This window comes from Microbacterium sp. LWS13-1.2, assembly GCF_040144835.1.
Classification (GTDB): Bacteria; Actinomycetota; Actinomycetes; order Actinomycetales; family Microbacteriaceae; genus Microbacterium.
The window spans coordinates 1,563,548-1,578,619 of record NZ_CP151632.1; the positions used below are offsets into that span (position 1 = coordinate 1,563,548).

The 15,072-nt window shown below is 72.4% G+C and carries 18 protein-coding genes; 11 read left to right on the plus strand and 7 right to left on the minus strand.

Features of this window, described 5'->3' with window-relative positions; all coding sequences use genetic code 11:
- Positions 1–46 precede the first annotated feature (46 nt).
- Positions 47–316 (plus strand): hypothetical protein, encoded by a 270-nt coding sequence (locus MRBLWS13_RS07500; RefSeq protein WP_349428395.1) that lies wholly within the window; start codon positions 47–49, stop codon positions 314–316.
- 107 nt (positions 317–423) lie between these two features.
- Positions 424–711 (plus strand): DUF1905 domain-containing protein, encoded by a 288-nt coding sequence (locus tag MRBLWS13_RS07505; RefSeq protein WP_349428396.1) that lies wholly within the window; start codon positions 424–426, stop codon positions 709–711.
- A gap of 17 nt (positions 712–728) precedes the next feature.
- On the opposite strand, the gene arfB is transcribed toward MRBLWS13_RS07505, so the two are convergent.
- Complete coding sequence (gene arfB / locus MRBLWS13_RS07510) at positions 729–1,166, minus strand: alternative ribosome rescue aminoacyl-tRNA hydrolase ArfB (protein WP_349428397.1); 438 nt, start codon at positions 1,164–1,166, stop codon at positions 729–731.
- A gap of 94 nt (positions 1,167–1,260) precedes the next feature.
- On the opposite strand from arfB, the gene MRBLWS13_RS07515 reads away from it, so the two are divergent.
- The 9 genes from MRBLWS13_RS07515 to MRBLWS13_RS07555 all read left to right on the plus strand — a co-directional run bounded on the left by MRBLWS13_RS07515 (position 1,261) and on the right by MRBLWS13_RS07555 (position 8,108).
- Positions 1,261–2,277 (plus strand): hypothetical protein, encoded by a 1,017-nt coding sequence (locus MRBLWS13_RS07515; protein WP_349428398.1) that lies wholly within the window; start codon positions 1,261–1,263, stop codon positions 2,275–2,277.
- A 20-nt stretch (positions 2,278–2,297) separates the two neighbouring features.
- Positions 2,298–2,570, plus strand: a complete 273-nt coding sequence (locus MRBLWS13_RS07520; protein ID WP_349428399.1) for a hypothetical protein — start codon at positions 2,298–2,300, stop codon at positions 2,568–2,570.
- Positions 2,571–2,753: 183 nt separating this feature from the next.
- The gene (locus MRBLWS13_RS07525; RefSeq protein ID WP_349428400.1) at positions 2,754–3,953 is read left to right on the plus strand and encodes an FAD-dependent oxidoreductase; all 1,200 of its coding nucleotides are present in this window, start codon (positions 2,754–2,756) and stop codon (positions 3,951–3,953) included.
- Positions 3,954–4,042: 89 nt separating this feature from the next.
- Positions 4,043–5,236, plus strand: a complete 1,194-nt coding sequence (locus tag MRBLWS13_RS07530; RefSeq protein WP_349428402.1) for a ThiF family adenylyltransferase — start codon at positions 4,043–4,045, stop codon at positions 5,234–5,236.
- The gene (gene glp, locus MRBLWS13_RS07535; protein ID WP_349428403.1) at positions 5,233–6,465 is read left to right on the plus strand and encodes a gephyrin-like molybdotransferase Glp; all 1,233 of its coding nucleotides are present in this window, start codon (positions 5,233–5,235) and stop codon (positions 6,463–6,465) included. Before MRBLWS13_RS07530 ends, glp begins: the two co-directional genes overlap by 4 nt.
- Complete coding sequence (gene moaC / locus MRBLWS13_RS07540) at positions 6,462–6,956, plus strand: cyclic pyranopterin monophosphate synthase MoaC (protein ID WP_349428404.1); 495 nt, start codon at positions 6,462–6,464, stop codon at positions 6,954–6,956. Before glp ends, moaC begins: the two co-directional genes overlap by 4 nt.
- Positions 6,956–7,603 carry an NTP transferase domain-containing protein gene (locus MRBLWS13_RS07545; RefSeq protein WP_349428405.1) on the plus strand — a complete coding sequence of 216 codons (648 nt, stop codon included), beginning with the start codon at positions 6,956–6,958 and terminating at the stop codon, positions 7,601–7,603. The genes moaC and MRBLWS13_RS07545 overlap by 1 nt, the downstream gene beginning before the upstream one ends.
- The gene (locus MRBLWS13_RS07550) at positions 7,600–7,875 is read left to right on the plus strand and encodes a DUF6457 domain-containing protein (protein WP_349428406.1); all 276 of its coding nucleotides are present in this window, start codon (positions 7,600–7,602) and stop codon (positions 7,873–7,875) included. The genes MRBLWS13_RS07545 and MRBLWS13_RS07550 overlap by 4 nt, the downstream gene beginning before the upstream one ends.
- The gene (locus tag MRBLWS13_RS07555; RefSeq protein WP_349428407.1) at positions 7,875–8,108 is read left to right on the plus strand and encodes a MoaD/ThiS family protein; all 234 of its coding nucleotides are present in this window, start codon (positions 7,875–7,877) and stop codon (positions 8,106–8,108) included. The genes MRBLWS13_RS07550 and MRBLWS13_RS07555 overlap by 1 nt, the downstream gene beginning before the upstream one ends.
- Before the next feature lie 37 nt (positions 8,109–8,145).
- Here the strand turns inward: MRBLWS13_RS07555 and MRBLWS13_RS07560 are convergent, their stop codons facing one another.
- The 6 genes from MRBLWS13_RS07560 to MRBLWS13_RS07585 all read right to left on the minus strand — a co-directional run bounded on the left by MRBLWS13_RS07560 (position 8,146) and on the right by MRBLWS13_RS07585 (position 15,062).
- The gene (locus tag MRBLWS13_RS07560; RefSeq protein ID WP_349428408.1) at positions 8,146–8,586 is read right to left on the minus strand and encodes a molybdenum cofactor biosynthesis protein MoaE; all 441 of its coding nucleotides are present in this window, start codon (positions 8,584–8,586) and stop codon (positions 8,146–8,148) included.
- Positions 8,586–9,065, minus strand: coding sequence for a MogA/MoaB family molybdenum cofactor biosynthesis protein (locus tag MRBLWS13_RS07565; protein WP_349428410.1), 480 nt, complete (start codon positions 9,063–9,065; stop codon positions 8,586–8,588). The genes MRBLWS13_RS07560 and MRBLWS13_RS07565 overlap by 1 nt, the downstream gene beginning before the upstream one ends.
- Before the next feature lie 28 nt (positions 9,066–9,093).
- Positions 9,094–11,694, minus strand: a complete 2,601-nt coding sequence (locus MRBLWS13_RS07570) for an FdhF/YdeP family oxidoreductase (protein ID WP_349428411.1) — start codon at positions 11,692–11,694, stop codon at positions 9,094–9,096.
- A gap of 118 nt (positions 11,695–11,812) precedes the next feature.
- Complete coding sequence (gene lepB / locus MRBLWS13_RS07575; RefSeq protein WP_349428412.1) at positions 11,813–12,370, minus strand: signal peptidase I; 558 nt, start codon at positions 12,368–12,370, stop codon at positions 11,813–11,815.
- Positions 12,367–13,053 (minus strand): DUF305 domain-containing protein, encoded by a 687-nt coding sequence (locus tag MRBLWS13_RS07580; RefSeq protein WP_349428413.1) that lies wholly within the window; start codon positions 13,051–13,053, stop codon positions 12,367–12,369. Before MRBLWS13_RS07580 ends, lepB begins: the two co-directional genes overlap by 4 nt.
- A gap of 101 nt (positions 13,054–13,154) precedes the next feature.
- Complete coding sequence (locus MRBLWS13_RS07585; RefSeq protein WP_349428416.1) at positions 13,155–15,062, minus strand: hypothetical protein; 1,908 nt, start codon at positions 15,060–15,062, stop codon at positions 13,155–13,157.
- Positions 15,063–15,072: the final 10 nt, after the last annotated feature.

Consider the following 15,072-nt stretch of genomic DNA (forward strand, 5'->3'; position numbering starts at 1 on the left):
GCTCCCATCTCGACCTTCATCGACGCTACGAACGCCGGCGACTCCGATGCGTTCGTCGCGGCCTTCAGCGAGGACGGCTCGCTCGACGACTGGGGCCGCGTGGCGCACGGGCACGACGGCATCCGCGCGTGGGATCGCAACCGACAACATCGGCAAGCAGTCGCACTTCGAGCTCATCGACATCGAGCGGGAAACAGCCCCGGAAACCTACCTCGTGCACCTCGCGGTGACCGGCAACGGGTTCAACGGCACCAGCCCGTTCCGCTTCACCTTGCGCGACGGTCTGATCCAGAGCGTGGTCATCGTTCCCGATTGAGGCTCTGAGAGGCTGTCGATCGGGACGACGTTCGATCGTCATCCCTGTGAAGGGCCGCCGCCCGGTACACACTCGTCACGGCTGCGGCGGCCGAGATTGGAGCCATCATGTCGGACCACACCGGGCCTCTCGATATCCGCTTCACCGCCACCCTCGGCAAAGCTCAGCCGGGCGACACCTGGACTTGCGTGAAGCTCCCCGATTCCGCCACGATCTTCGGCACCCGCGGACTCGTCAAGGTGGCGGGCACCGTGGACGGGCACCCGTTCGAAGGTGCTTTCATGGCCCTCGGCGACGGGACGCACAAGCTCCCGATCAACGCCGAGGTCAGAAGGGCGATCGGCAAGACCGACGGCGACTCCGTCGACATCCACCTCACCCGGCGCCGCTCGTAGCGCCGGCGCTGGCGTCGTCAGTCGGCGGGTGGACGGCGCAGCCGCTTGACGTCGGTGCGCCGCTTCTTCTCGCTCAGGCGCCGCTCCTTGGCGCCCCGGGTCGGGCGCGTGGGTCGTCGCGAGGGCGAAGGCGGCCGTAGCGCGTCGGCGACGAGAGCGGCGAGCCGGGCACGCGCGGCATCCCGGTTGCGCAGTTGCGCGCGGTGCTCGGATGCCGCGATCGTCAGCACTCCGTCGACAAGGCGACCGCTCAGCCGCGCGAGCAGCCTCTCGCGCTGGTGCGGCGACAGCGCGGCCGAGCGCGACACATCCCAGACCAGCTCCGCCCGCGAGTCGGCGGTGTTCACGCCCTGCCCGCCGGGGCCGGATGACCGCGAGAAGCGCCAGGTCAGCTCGGACTCGGGGATGGTGAGCCCCGAGCCCACCCGGAGGCCGGGACGATGGGCGGCGGGCATGGATCCATCATCCTCTTGCGTGCAGGGCATCGTTACAGGGTCGTTGCCCGGCGTCGTCCCGGCGCCTCTAGCGTCGGTACCGGAGGTGCACACGATGCGACGTCTGACGGTGGTGGTCGCGACTCTCGGCGTGAGCCTGGTGCTCGCCGGCTGCGGGGCGATTCCCGGGATCGGCCGCGACCCGCGTATCGAGGCGACGCCGGTCGCGACGGTGATCTGCCCCCAGACCTACGAGGCAGGCCACGCCGAAGCCGGACTGGTGCCGTCCGACTTCACGGCGGTCGCCGTCCTGCGGTGCGACCCGTACGCGTCGTGGGAGGACGACGACGGGAGTTGGTCGGGGGCGCTTCTCGAACGACTCGAGGGAGACCTCGAACCTGTGCTCGCGGCGCTGGCCTCTCCCAGCGATCCGCGTTCGATGGGACCGTGCACCGCGATCGGCTACCTCTCCCCCGAGCTGTGGGTGGAGGACGCCGACGGGCGCGTCGTGAGCGTGGCGGTCCCGTCCGACGGGTGCGGAGCGCCCAAGTCCGTCGGCTTGGACGCGGCTCTCGCGGCCCTCACCGTGGTGGACGAGACGTTCACGCCCGAGTCGCTGGTCGACTCCGCCGCGGCGACCGATGCGGGATGCGCCACCCAGGCGAGCATGCTGATTCTCGCCGGCCCGGATGCCACGAGTGGTCTCCCCGCCGACGCCGACGCCGACGTACCCGACGACCAGGTGATCGGCGAGGACGCGCTCATCCCCTTCGAGCTTCCGGCATGGCCCGAGGTGGCCACGGTCGACGGAGCGCGGCTGTGCGACTACGTCGCCGGATTGGGATCGACGCGGTCGCCGGCGGTCACGGGTGATCCGAACGTCTTCGCCGGCGTGCGCGAACTGGCCACCGCCGAGGCTCAAGCCGTGCTCGCGGACGCCCGGCACGCCCCCACAGCGCCGTCGTGCACGGACGCGGCGACGAGGTGGGTCGTCGTCCACCCGAGTCTCGTGAGCGGGCAATCGCAGCCGTTCACCGTCGAACTCGACGGCTGCCGACGCCTGGTGGACCCGGGTCTCCAGCCTCGCGCGGCGTCGCCGGAGCTTCTCGACCTGCTGACGCCGGCGGGCTGACGGCTCGATAGGGTCGGGAGATGGCGCAGCCGAGCGGCAAGGAACGTGCAGGATGGGCGACCGCGGGGGTTCTCCTCCTCGCGGGAGCGGTCACGATCGTCATCGGGGCATCGACGCCCGCATCGTTCGGCTGGTTCGCGTACCAGCCGCTCGCCGATGCCGCCTTCGCGCCGGGCGGAGACTACGTCTTCGTGTCCCGCGTCACGATCTTCGGGTTCGCGGCGTTGAGCCTCGGGCTCATCACGCTCGCGTTCGTCGGCGGCTGGCGTCTGGCCAAGCGAGCCTCCGGCTGAGCACACGTCGGCGCGTGTTCCGGTCACCCGACGGGTCCGACCCGGCATCTTCGTGCGACCTCAGCCCCCTGCGCAAGCCCCCTCGCTTCGTGCGGGTGCCTGCCTAATCTCGCCTGCAGGGAGATCTCAGACGCGACTCCCGCCGACCGCGGTCGGCGGGAGTCGCCATCCGAGGGGAGGAACATGTCCGAGCAGCAGGCGCATCATCAGGTGCTGGTCATCGGCGGGGGCAACGGCGGCATCTCGGTCGCCGCGAGGCTGCGTCGCTCCGGCGTCGACGACATCGCCATCATCGAGCCGCGTGAGCAGCACCAGTACAGACCGCTGTTCTCGCACGTCGCCGGCGGCACCGCTCCCGCCGGCATCACCGTCCGCCCCCAGCGAGAGGTGATGCCGAAAGGGGTGGAGTGGATCCAGGATGCCGTCACCGCCGTCCAGCCCGACGCGAACGCCGTCGTGCTCGAGACCGGTGACCGCGTCACCTTCGACCAGCTCATCGTGTGTCCGGGCATCCAGCTCGACTGGGGCCGCGTGCCGGGGCTGGCAGAGGCGATGCAGACGCCGGCGGCGGCATCCCACTACGAATTCGAGCTGGCGCAGAAAGCGTCGCTGCTGCTGCGCGACCTGAAGGAGGGCACGGTCGTCTTCACCCAGCCCGACGGGCCCGCCTCGTGCGCGGGTGCCGCACAGAAGCCGATGTATCAGGCGTGCGACTACTGGCGGGCGACGGGGGTGCTGGACAGGATCCGGGTCGTGATGGTGGTGCCGACGGAGACGGCGTTCCTGCCGCCGTTCGATCGCGAGCTCGAGCGCAAGATCGAGGAGTACGGCATCGAGCTGCGCACCCGCTCGGTGCTGCTCCGTGTGGACTCCGCGGCGCAGGAGGTCGTGATCGGCGGGCCGGACGGACCCGAGCATCTGCACTACGACGTGCTCAACGTCGAACCGCCGCAGTCGGCCCCGGATTGGCTCAAGGCGTCGGTGCTCCCGGCGCCGGGCTCGTCGGGAGGGTTCGTGGAGGTCGATCCTCGGACGCTGCGGCATCCGCGATTCCCCCGTGTCTGGGCTCTCGGCGACGCCGCCGCGACCACCAACTCGAAGTGCGGTGGGGCGCTCCGCAAGCAGACGTGGGTGCTGGCGAAGAACGTCTCGAGGGTGCTCCGCGGCAAAGAGCCGAAGGCGCGCTACGACGGCTACGCGGTGTGCCCGTTCACGGTCTCGCGGTCGACGGTCGTGTGGGCGGAGTTCGACGACACGGGCACGCCGAAGCCGTCCATCCCGTTCTTCCGGCGGATGTACCGCGAGAGCCGGCTGTCGTGGGTCTTTGACCGGCACGTTCTGCCGTGGGTCTACTGGAACCTCATCCTGACCGGGCGCGTCTGACCCTGCCGGCCCGGCCGCCGTCGGTGCGTCAGGCGCGCGATCGGACGGGCGGCGCCCGACCCCCGATGCGCGCGGCGTAGCCTGTGGATATGGCCTTTCCCCCACTCGTCGAGCCCCTCGCCGAGCTGAGCGATTCCGAACTCACGCGCACCGCGCGGCACCGCGTGCTCGCCGGCTTCGGCGACGTCGCGCAGCGCCGCCTCGCCGCCGCGCACGTCGCGGTCGTCGGTGCGGGCGGCCTCGGCTCCCCCGCCGTGCTGGCGCTGGCGGCCGCCGGAGTCGGCACGCTCACGCTGATCGACGACGACCTGGTCGAGGCATCCAATCTGCAACGGCAGGTGATGCACCGTGTGGGCGATGTCGGTGCGGCCAAGGTCGACTCCGCCGTCCGCATCGCCGCCGACCTCTCGCCCACGACCCTGGTGCGGCCGGTGCAGGCCGTGCTCACGCCGGCCAATGCCCGCGACCTCCTCGCCGGAGCGCACGTCGTCATCGACGGCACCGACACGTTCGAGACCCGCGAGGCGGTGGCCGCCGCGTGCGAGGACCTCGGCGTTCCGCTCGTGTGGGGCGTCGTGCAGGAGTTCCACGCGCAGGCGACGGTCTTCTGGTCGACGCCGCCCGCCGGCGCGGTGCCCGTCCGCCTCGCCGATCTCTACCCGCCGGATGCCGGACGCGAGGCCCCCACCTGCGCACAGGTTGGCGTGCTCGGCGCCCTCTGCCTGCAGGTCGGCGCCCTCCTGGCCACCGAGGCCATCAAGCTCATCACGGGGGTCGGCGACCCGCTGCTCGGACGCGTGCTGGTGATCGACGCCCTCCGCGCCCGGACCGACGAGGTGCCGCTGCGCCCCGCGGACGTCCCTTCCCACGGCGGCGGTGTCGCGCGCGAGCCTGCCGTGCCCGAAGACGTCCCGGCGGGCGTCTCGCGGGCGAGCGCCGGCTTGCAGGCCGCTCCTGAGCCCACCCGCCCCGCACCCATCCCGCAGCTGACTCCGGCCGAGGCGCTCGCCGCGCAGCGGGCGGGGGCCGTGCTGCTGGACGTGCGCGAGCCGTTCGAGACCGCGCGCGGCGTCATCCCCGGCTCGATGCTGCTGCCGCTCGGCGACGTGCTCGCCGAGCCGCACCGGGTGGAGACTCCCCGCGTGATCGTGGTGTGCCAGGTCGGCATGCGCGCACAGCGCGCGGCGGTGGCTCTGCGCGCCGCAGGGATCGAGGCGTCCGTCCTCGCCGGCGGCATGGACGCATGGAACCGCGACGCAGCCGGCGCGGCGGTCCGCGCGTGAGCGGCTTGCGCACGGTCGAGGAGCACCTGGCCGATGTGCTCGCGGCCGTCGAACCGCTGGAGAGCGAGCGGGTCGCGCTCGCTGCCGCGCACGGCCGCACGCTGCGAGAACCGGTGCGGGCCGCGGTCGACATCCCGGTCTTCGACAACTCGGCGATGGACGGGTTCGCCGTCCGCTTCGAGGACGTGGCCGTCGCGCCGGCGACACTCCGCGTCGTCGCCGACCTGCCCGCCGGCACCGACGCCGACCCGGCGCTCGCTCCCGGCGAGGCCGCGCGCATCATGACCGGCTCGGCGGTCCCGGCCGCCGCCGACGCGATCGTCCCGTTCGAAGACACCGCCGGCGGGCTCGCCGACTCCCTCGGTGCGATCTCGGTGCAGAAGGCCCCGCGCGCCGTGGGCGCCCACATCCGTCGCGCCGGCGAGGACGCGCGCGCCGGTGACGAGGTGCTCCCGTCCGGAGAGCTGCTCGGCCCCCTGCAGGTCGCGGCGACGGCAGCGGCCGGCGTCGCCGAGGTCGTGGTCGCACGTCGACCGCGTGTCGCCGTCATCTCGACGGGGAGCGAGCTCGTCGAGCCGGGATCCGCGCTCCGTCGCGGTCAGATCCCCGAGTCGAACAGCGTCCTCCTCGCCGCCCTCGCCGCGGAAGCCGGTGCCGAGGTCGTGCGCCGCGCCAGCGTTCCCGACGAGAGCGGGGCCCTCGACGCCCTGCTCGCCGAGGTGACGGACCCGCGGTCGCCGGAGCGCGCGGACGTCGTCATCTTCTCCGGCGGCGTCAGCGCCGGAGCGTACGAGGTGGTCAAGACCACGCTCGCCGAGACGATGGTCTTCTCGAAGGTGGCGATGCAGCCCGGCAAGCCACAGGGCTTCGGCCGCCTCGCCGCGGGCACGCTGCTGTTCGGGCTGCCGGGCAACCCGGTCAGCGCGGCGGTCTCGTTCGAGGTGTTCGTGCGACCGGCGCTGCTGCGCCTTCAGGGTCGCCGGGCCATCGACCGCCCCGTCATCGCGCTGCGGGCCGGTGCCGGCTGGCGCACGCCGCCGGCGCGGCGCCAGTACCTGCCCATCACGATCGACCGCTCCGATCCGGCGGCCTGGCGTGCCGTCCCGGCGACGAGCGGCGGATCCCACCTCGCGGGCGGACTCGGCCGTGCCGAGGCCTATGCCGTCGTGCCCGCCGAGGTCGACGCGGTGGCGGCGGGCGATGTCGTCGATGTCATGCTGATCTCATGAGCACGCCCGAACCGCCGAATTTCACGCACCTCGACGACGCCGGGAACGCGCGCATGGTCGATGTCACGCTGAAGCAGCCGACCGTGCGCTCCGCGACAGCCCGCGCCTTCGTGCGCTGCGCGCCCGAGGTGGTCGCCGCACTGCGCGACGGGTCGGTGCCGAAGGGCGATGTGCTCGCGGTCGCCCGCATCGCCGGCATCCAGGCCGCCAAGCGCACCCCCGAGCTGCTGCCGCTCGCGCATGTCATCGGCGTGCACGGCGCTGCGGTCGACCTCGCGGTCGAAGACGGCGGCGTCGCGATCGAGGCGACGGTGCGCACCGCAGACCGCACGGGCGTCGAGATGGAGGCCCTGACCGCGGTCTCGGTGGCCGGCCTCGCCGTCGTCGACATGGTGAAGGGGCTCGACAAGGGCACCTCGATCGAGAGCGTGCGCATCGTCACGAAGACCGGCGGCAAGAGCGGCGACTGGCACCGCCCGGGCGAAAGCTGATGCCCGGCCGGCGACCCGTCGTCCCCGCCGGCCTGGGCGGGATCCTGCTCGCCGGCGGCCGCGGCACGCGCGTGGACGGCGCCGTCAAACCGCTGTTCGAGGTGGGCGGGCGCACACTGCTGTCGGCGGCGGTGACCGCGGCGACGGATGCCGGAGCCCGGCCCCTCACCGTTGTGGCACCGGTGCTCGACGAGAGCCTCCCCGTCGGGTGGGTGCGCGAGGATCCGCCGTTCGGCGGCCCGGCCGCCGCCGTGGTCACCGCGCTCGCATCCTGGCCGGCGGAGGACGACCCGGAGTGGACGCTCGTACTGGCCTGCGACCTCCCCGGCGCGGATGCGGCCGTCCGACGGCTCGTCGACGATCTCGCTCTGCTCCCGGCCGATACCGAGGGGCTGTGCCTCGGCGACGCATCGAGCCGCCCCCAGTGGCTGACGGGCGTGTACCGCACGCGGGCGCTGCGGCAGGCGGCATCCGCTCTCCCCGATGGAGGGCGCGACCTGCCGATGCGCAGGCTCGTCCACGAGCTGGCGATCGCCGTCGTCGCGGCGCCCGACGACCTGACCCGCGATGTCGACACGTGGGAGGATCTGAACGAGGCCCGCGCGCGGGCCGATCACGCGCACCCCAGCCTGGAGGAGTCGCCATGAGCGAGCAGTCCCGCACCCTTCCCCCGGAGGCCCTCGACGCCTGGGCCGCCGCGCTGCGCGAGCGGTTCGACCTCGCGCCCGAAGACGTGCCGGTATCGCTGATCCTCGACCTGGCACGCGACGTCGCGGTCGGCGTGGCACGCCCGGCGGCGCCGTTCAGCGCGTTCGTGGCCGGGCTCGTGGCGGGTCGCAACGGCGGCTCCACGGCCGACATCGAGTCCGCCGTGGCCGCGATCACCGCGCTCGCCGGCGACTGGGAGCACGAGGCCTGATGGCCGTCGTCCGCTACTTCGCCGCCGCGCAGGAGGCGACCGGCCTGGATTCCGAGCGCCGCACCGAGACGACGCTGGGTGAGTTGCGCCGCGCCGTATCGGAGGAGTTCCCCGGGCTCGGCGGCATCCTGCCCCGCTGCGCCGTGCTCGTCGGCGGCTCACGCGTCGACGACGACACGCCCCTCGGCAGTGACGACCTGGTCGACGTGCTGCCGCCCTTCGCCGGCGGCTGATCCCGCTTCCGGGCTGCGGGGCCTTCGGCCGCTGCGGTCAGCCGCCGAGGCCGAGCCAGGTGGCGGTGCCGTCGGATTCGACCTGGCGCTTCCAGACCGGCAGGTCGGTCTTGATCGTCTCGATCAGCGTGCGGCACACCGCGAACGCCTCGGCGCGGTGGGCGGACGCGACTGCGATCACGACGGCGGCGTCCCCGACGCGCAGCGTGCCGACCCGGTGCGACACGGCGACGAGCGCTCCGGTCGCCCCGATCGCCGCGGCCGCCAGGCGGGCGAGCGCCGGTTCGGCGTCAGGATGCGCCGAGTACTCGAGGGCGACGACGGCGGTCGCGGCATCCGGATCATGATCGCGCACGCGACCGACGAACGTCGTCACGGCGCCCATGCGGGAATCGTCGACGGCGCGCAGGTGGGCGTCGAGATCCAGCGGCTCGGCACTGATGGCGGCCATGCGCACCGCGTCTGTGGTCAGGGTCATCAGTGGTCCCCTCCGCCCAGCTGGTCCAGCACATGTCGGGCGACCGACAGCACGACCGGCATCCCGTCCGCCACGCCGCCCGGGGACCCGGGCAGGTTGACCACGAGCGCGCCGTGCGGGTCGACGACACCGGCGATCCCGCGCGTCAGCAGGCCGGCGGGCTTCTCGGCCGCACCGCGTCGTCGCAGCTCCTCCGCAATGCCGGGCACCTGGCGGGTCACGACGCGTGCAGTGCCCTCCGGCGTCTGGTCTCGCGGCGAGACACCCGTGCCGCCCGTCGTCACGATCAGCTTGACGCCCGCGACGACCTCGGCGGTCAGCGCGCGCTCGACGCTGTCGGCGCCGTCATGCACCACGACGGCATCGGCGCAGTCGAAGCCCGCCTCCCGCAGCGCCGAGACCGCGATCGGCCCGCTCGCGTCGGCGCGAGCGCCCTCGGCGGAGCGATCGGACACGGTGATGACGGCGGCGCGGGTCATGCCTCCAGCCTAGGCACGCGCCGGACTCTCAGGTGCGACGTGCGAGCCGCACCACCACCGACTTCGAGGTCGGCGTTCCCGAGACGTCGGCGACGGAGTCCAGGGGCACCAGCACGTTCGTCTCCGGGTAGTACGCGGCGGCGTTGCCCCGAGGCGTGCGATAGGCGACGATGCGGAACTCCTCCGCCCGTCGCTCCTCGAGCGTGCCGTCCGGCCCCCTCCACTCCGACACGAGGTCGACGACGTCGTTCTCGGCGAAGCCCAGCGCGACGATGTCCTTGGCGTTCACCAGCACGACCCGGCGCCCGCCGTGGATGCCGCGATACCGGTCGTCCTTGCCGTAGATCGTGGTGTTGTACTGGTCGTGCGAGCGCAGCGTCTGCAGCAGCAGGCGCCCGCGCGGGATCCGCGGATACTCCAGCGGGTTCACGGTGAACCGCGCCCTGCCGTCGGCCGTCGCGAAGCGGCGCGCATCGCGCGGTCCGTTCGGCAGGTGCAGCGTGCCGCCCTTGCCGATGCGCTCCTCGTAGTCGTCGAACCCGGGGATGACGCGCGCGATGTGGGCGCGGATGAGCGCGTAGTCCGCCTCGAGCGCCGCCCAGTCCGCGTGCGGGACGTTGGACGGATGCCGCAGACCAGCCGGATCGGGGCCGTCTGCGGTCTCGCGGTCGCTGTGGACCGGCGAGTGGGTGCCGTCGGACTCCTCGGCCGCGGTGCGCTCCGGGTACCCGCGGTCATGCCGCGTCGCGTCGCCCGCGGCATCCGTCACCGGCTCAGGTGATGTCACCGGCTCAGGACGATCCGCGCCCGCAACGTCCTTCTCCCGTGACATCACCTGATCTCGCGACGACGACGCCGCCGCCGACGAGGACGACGACGCTGACGTCCGACCGCCGGCGGCTGCGCCGGTACCCGCGGACCCGAAGACCAGGCCGCTCAGTCGAGCCACGATGGCGACCTCGCTGAGCAGCTCCTCCGACGGCGGGGCCAGGCGGCCGCGGGAGGCGTGGACGGCTCCCATGGAGTCCTCGACCGTGACCCGCTGCTCCTGGCCGCCGCGGCGGTCGCGGTCGGTGCGGCCCAGCGTCGGCAGGATGAGAGCGCGACGCCCCGTGACGACGTGGGAGCGGTTGAGCTTCGTGGAGACGTGCACGGTGAGTCCGACGCGCGACATGCCGGCCTCGACGACCGCGGTGTCGGGGGTCGCGGACACGAAGTTGCCGCCCATGCTCATGAAGAACCGCACGCGGCCGTCGCGCATCGCGCGGATCGCGCCGACCGTGTCGAAGCCGTGCTCGCGCGGGGCGGCGAACGCGAACTCCGTGTCGAGGGCGTCGAGGAACGCCGCCGACGGCTTCTCGTAGATGCCCACGGTGCGATCGCCCTGCACGTTGGAGTGCCCGCGCACGGGGCAGACGCCCGCGCCCGGGCGGCCGATGTTGCCCTGCAGCAGCAGCAGATTGACCACGTCGCGCAGCGTCGGCACCGAGTGCTTGTGCTGGGTGAGTCCCATCGCCCAGCAGACGATCGTCGCCTTCGACGTGCGCACGGTCTCGGCGACCCGCCGCAGCGACTTCTCGGGAAGACCCGTGGCGGTGACGAGGTCGCGCCACGAGGCATCCGCCATGGCCTGACGATACTCATCGAAGCCGCTGGTGTGCGCGGCGAGGAACTCGTGGTCGAGCACACCCCCGTCGGCCTCCTCGGCCTCGAGGAGGTGCTTGCCGATCGCCTGGAACAGCGCCTGATCGCCGCCGAGGCGGATCTGCAGGAACTGGTCGGCGAGCTTGGTGCCGCCGAACGCGACGCCCCGCACCGTCTGCGGGTTCTCGAAGCGCATCAGTCCCGCCTCGGGCAGCGGGTTCACCGCGATGATCGTCGCCCCGCGCTGCTTCGCCTTCTCGAGCGCGACGAGCATGCGGGGGTGATTCGTGCCCGGGTTCTGCCCGGCGACGATGAGCAGGTCGGCGTCGTGGATGTCGTCGATCGAGACGGTCCCCTTGCCGATGCCGATCGTCTCCGTCAGCGCCGAGCCGGAGGACTCATGGCACATGTTGGAGCAGTCGGGCAGGTTGTTCGTGCCGAGGCCGCGCACCAGCAGCTGATACAGGAACGCCGCTTCGTTCGAGGTGCGGCCCGACGTGTAGAAGACCGCCTCATCGGGATCATCCAGCGTCCGCAGCTCATCCGCGACCAGGGCGAGCGCATCGTCCCACGAGATCGGCCGGTAGTGCGTCGCACCCTCTTCGAGCACCATCGGGTGGGTCAGCCGCCCCTGCTGGCCGAGCCACCAGTCGTCGTGGCCGCGCAGCGCGTCGAGCGAATGCGCGGCGAAGAAGTCCGGGCCGACCCGGCGCAGCGTCGCCTCCTCGGCGACGGCCTTGGCGCCGTTCTCGCAGAACTCCGCGATGTGCCGCTTGTCCTCCTCGGGCCACGCGCAGCCGGGGCAGTCGAACCCGTCCTTCTGGTTGACGCGCAGCAGCGTCTGCACCGACCGGGTCACACCCATCTGCTCGTTCGCGATCTCGAGCGCGTGCAGCACCGCGGGCACGCCGACGGCGACCTTCTTGGGCCGCGACACGTGAACGCGGGTCTCGTCGATATCGGCTCTCGGGGGCTTCGTCGCCATACCTCCAGGCTATGCCTCGCACAGGCATCGAGGGCGCCTCACGACGCATGAGCGGTACGCCTTTGGATGACGGACGCGGCGGCCACCGGCATCCGTCCGTGAGCGTGTCACCGCGCGCTCAGCCGCCCCACCACGCACGCGCGGTGCCGCGCAGGTCGTCTCGTGCCACGGCCCCCTGCCCCGGCGCCGACACCGATGCCCGGGAGTCGGCAGACTCCGCCCGGTTGTCGCCCATGACCCAGACGGCACCCTCGGGCACGGTGACGCGGAACGGGATGTCGCCGCCCGGCCGCACCGCGCCGGCATAGGCCTCCTCGACCGGCGCTCCGTTGAGGAGCAACCGGCCTGTGCCCGCCTCGCAGCACACGACCACGTCGCCCGCGACGCCGACGACCCGCTTCACGAGGAGCGCGCTCTGCGTACCCGACCATCCTTCGCGGTCGACGAGGAGCACCACGTCGCCGCGCCCAGGCGGGCTCCACCGGTCGAACAGCACCGTGTCACCGCTGTGCAGCGTCGGGTTCATCGAGTCGTTGCGCACCGTCGCGACACCGAAGGCCGCGGTGAGCGAGAGCGCTGCGCCGGCGGGGACGAGAAGGGCTGCGAGCCAGAAGAGCGCCCGCCGCCTGCCGCCGAGCGATCGGCCGACCGCCGCCGAGCCGGCGACGACCGTCACGGCGCCTCGGCGAGCAGCGCCGTCATCGCCGCGATCTCGCGCTGCTGCTCGACGAGCACGTGCTTGCCGGATGAGCGCACGTACGCATTGGATCCCTCGCGGACCGCGCTCTCGGCCATCTCGAGCGCGCCCTCGTGATGCGCGATCATCAGGTCGAGGAACATCCGGTCGGCGGCGCCGCCCTCGGCGGCGTCGAGGGCGGCGAGCTGCTCGGCGCTCGCCATGCCCTTCATCTGCGTGTGCGGGTGGTCTCCGCATCCGGCCGGCACCGCTCCAGCGGCGGGCTGCGTGCCACCGTGCCCATCGTGCCCACCGCTCGAACCGCCGGCGGGGATCGCTCCGCGCCACGCGTTCTGCCATGCCCGCATCGTCTCGATCTCGGCGGCCTGGTCGGCCACGATGAACTCGGCGAGCGCCTGCGTGCGCTCGCGGACCCCCGAGGCGCCCAGCACGAGTCTGCTGAGCTCGAGCGCCTGTTCGTGGTGCGGGATCATGCCCTCGATGTAGCAGTGGTCCTCGACGGTCGGGTAGGCGGCGGTGGCGGCATCCGTCCTCGCGCCTGCTGAGGCGGCCTGCGGCGCCGAGTCGGCACCCGTCGTCAGGCTGAGCCCCACGGCCCCGGCCGCGACGATCGCGGTGGAGAGGGCGAGCACGACGCCGAGGGCGGCGATACGACTGCGCATGGGGAGGTCCTTTCAGCTCCGGATGCCGCGGGCGGAGGTCTCCGCGACACGGGGGTCCCGCGGGACGACGCGACCGGCGCGTCGCCCCGCGGGCGGGGGGGTCAGGCCGCGGCCTGTCCCTTGGCCGCCTGCTGGCGGCGCAGGTGCCACGACGTGGCCGCGAGTCCGGCTCCTGCCACCAGGAGCAGAACGCCCGACAGCGCCCAGTTGTTCGCGTCGGTCCCGGTCGTCGCGAGTGCGCCGAAGATCGCCGCGGGCGACGCGGACGCCACCGTGAACGATCCCTGGGCGACGGCCGACGAGGTCTGCCCGGTAAGGACCAGCGAGTGCTCGCCGGCGGGCGTGTCGGAGGGCACTACGAACTGGACGCTCACGACGCCCTCGCTGTCGGCGACGAACGTGCCGACGTCGACGGGGTCGGAGTGCATCACGGCGCTCACGGTCTCACCGGGGGTGAAGCCGCTTGCGGTCGCCGACTGTGCGGCGCCGGGGGCGACCTCGGCGCTGCCGAAGGTCACCGGCGCGGCTGCGGGCGCCGTCGAGCCCCCGTTGCCGTTTCCGTTCCCATTGCCGTTGCCGTTCCCGTTCCCGTTGCCGTTCCCGTTGCCGTTCCCGTTCCCGGACTCGGTGGGCGTCGGCGTGGGCTCCGTGGTGGGCTCGGTCGTCGGGGTGGGCGTCGGCGACGCGGTGGGCGTCGGCGTGATGTTCGGGTTCGGCACCCCGCGCATGTCGCCGTTGACCCACTTGCGGCCCTCGGGGATGTTCGGGTTCTGCGCCGCGAAATCACGCGGGTAGAGGGTGAAACCCTGCCAGTGGATCGGCATCGGGCTCTGGTCCTCGTCGCGGTTGATGTGATGGAAGCCCACGTTCACCCATGCCACCGGGTCGGCGAGCGTCTCGCCGTCGGCGATGTAGTCGCTGACCATCTGCCCCGCCTTCGACGGGATCAGGTTGTGGCTGGCGTGGATCTCATCCGACTTGGCCGACGTGAACGCGATGTCGTAGTCGGTCTCGGGGTTGAGGTTGTACGCCTGGTCGCGCGGCACGATGATCTCGTACGAGCGGGCGTGGCCGTCGGCGTTGATGCTCTCGGGGTTCACGACCCGGTATGCCTCGCGGTTCGAGCCCATCGTCTTGGTCTCGTTCGTGATCTGCGTGAGCTGCGTCTCGAGGATCGCGGTGTGACCCGTGTCACCCGTCGTGCCGTACTCGCCGGTCGGCGTGGTCGCGAACTTCTCGACCAGCTGGGTGGCCCCGGAATCGATGCCGAAGTCCACGCGCCAGAACGCCGAATGGTAGTGGTTGACCGCGAAGTCCTCCTGGCTCGGGGCGATCGGCCACCCCTGGTTCACGACGTCGACGTAGTCGTTGGGCGACAGGTCGCCCGTGGCGCCGAGGCGCACCGAGATCTCGCCGTCGTCGTGGAACCGGTACTCGGTCTGGTACTCGTACCAGCCGATGCGCGACACGCTGTGCAGCACGAGGTCTGTGCCCTGCGCGGCGTACAGTGCGTCGCCCGTGATGTTCGACCGGTACGCGAGACCCGAGTCCTCTTCGCCGATGCAGACCGCGGCGATGTCGCCGCGGGCCGGGTCCGCCCACGCGTTGCGCACCTCGCCGACCGGGCAGTCGACGGCCTCGATGGCCTGCAGGCGGCGCCCGCCCACCTGGTAGGTCGTCACGTCGTTGTACTCGGTGGCGCCGGTGTCGTACGGCACGTTGAGCTGGGCGAGCGCGATCGAGTCGAGCACGAGGATCGGCGCCGCGTCGTCGCGCGGCTGGTAGGCGATCTTGTCCAGGACCAGGCCGCGGTAGGTGTCGAGGCGCCAGCACATCTGCCAGCTGGATCCGGACTCGAGGGTCTTCGAGACGAGGGAGTCGCCGGAGCAGGATGCCTCGGTGACCGTCTGGGCGGACGCCGCCGCGGGTGCGGACAGCACGAGGCCGCCCGCCAGCAGCACCATCGCGGTGCCCGCGCCGAGAAGCCGGCGGAGGGGGTTTCGTTTCATCGGGAGGGTC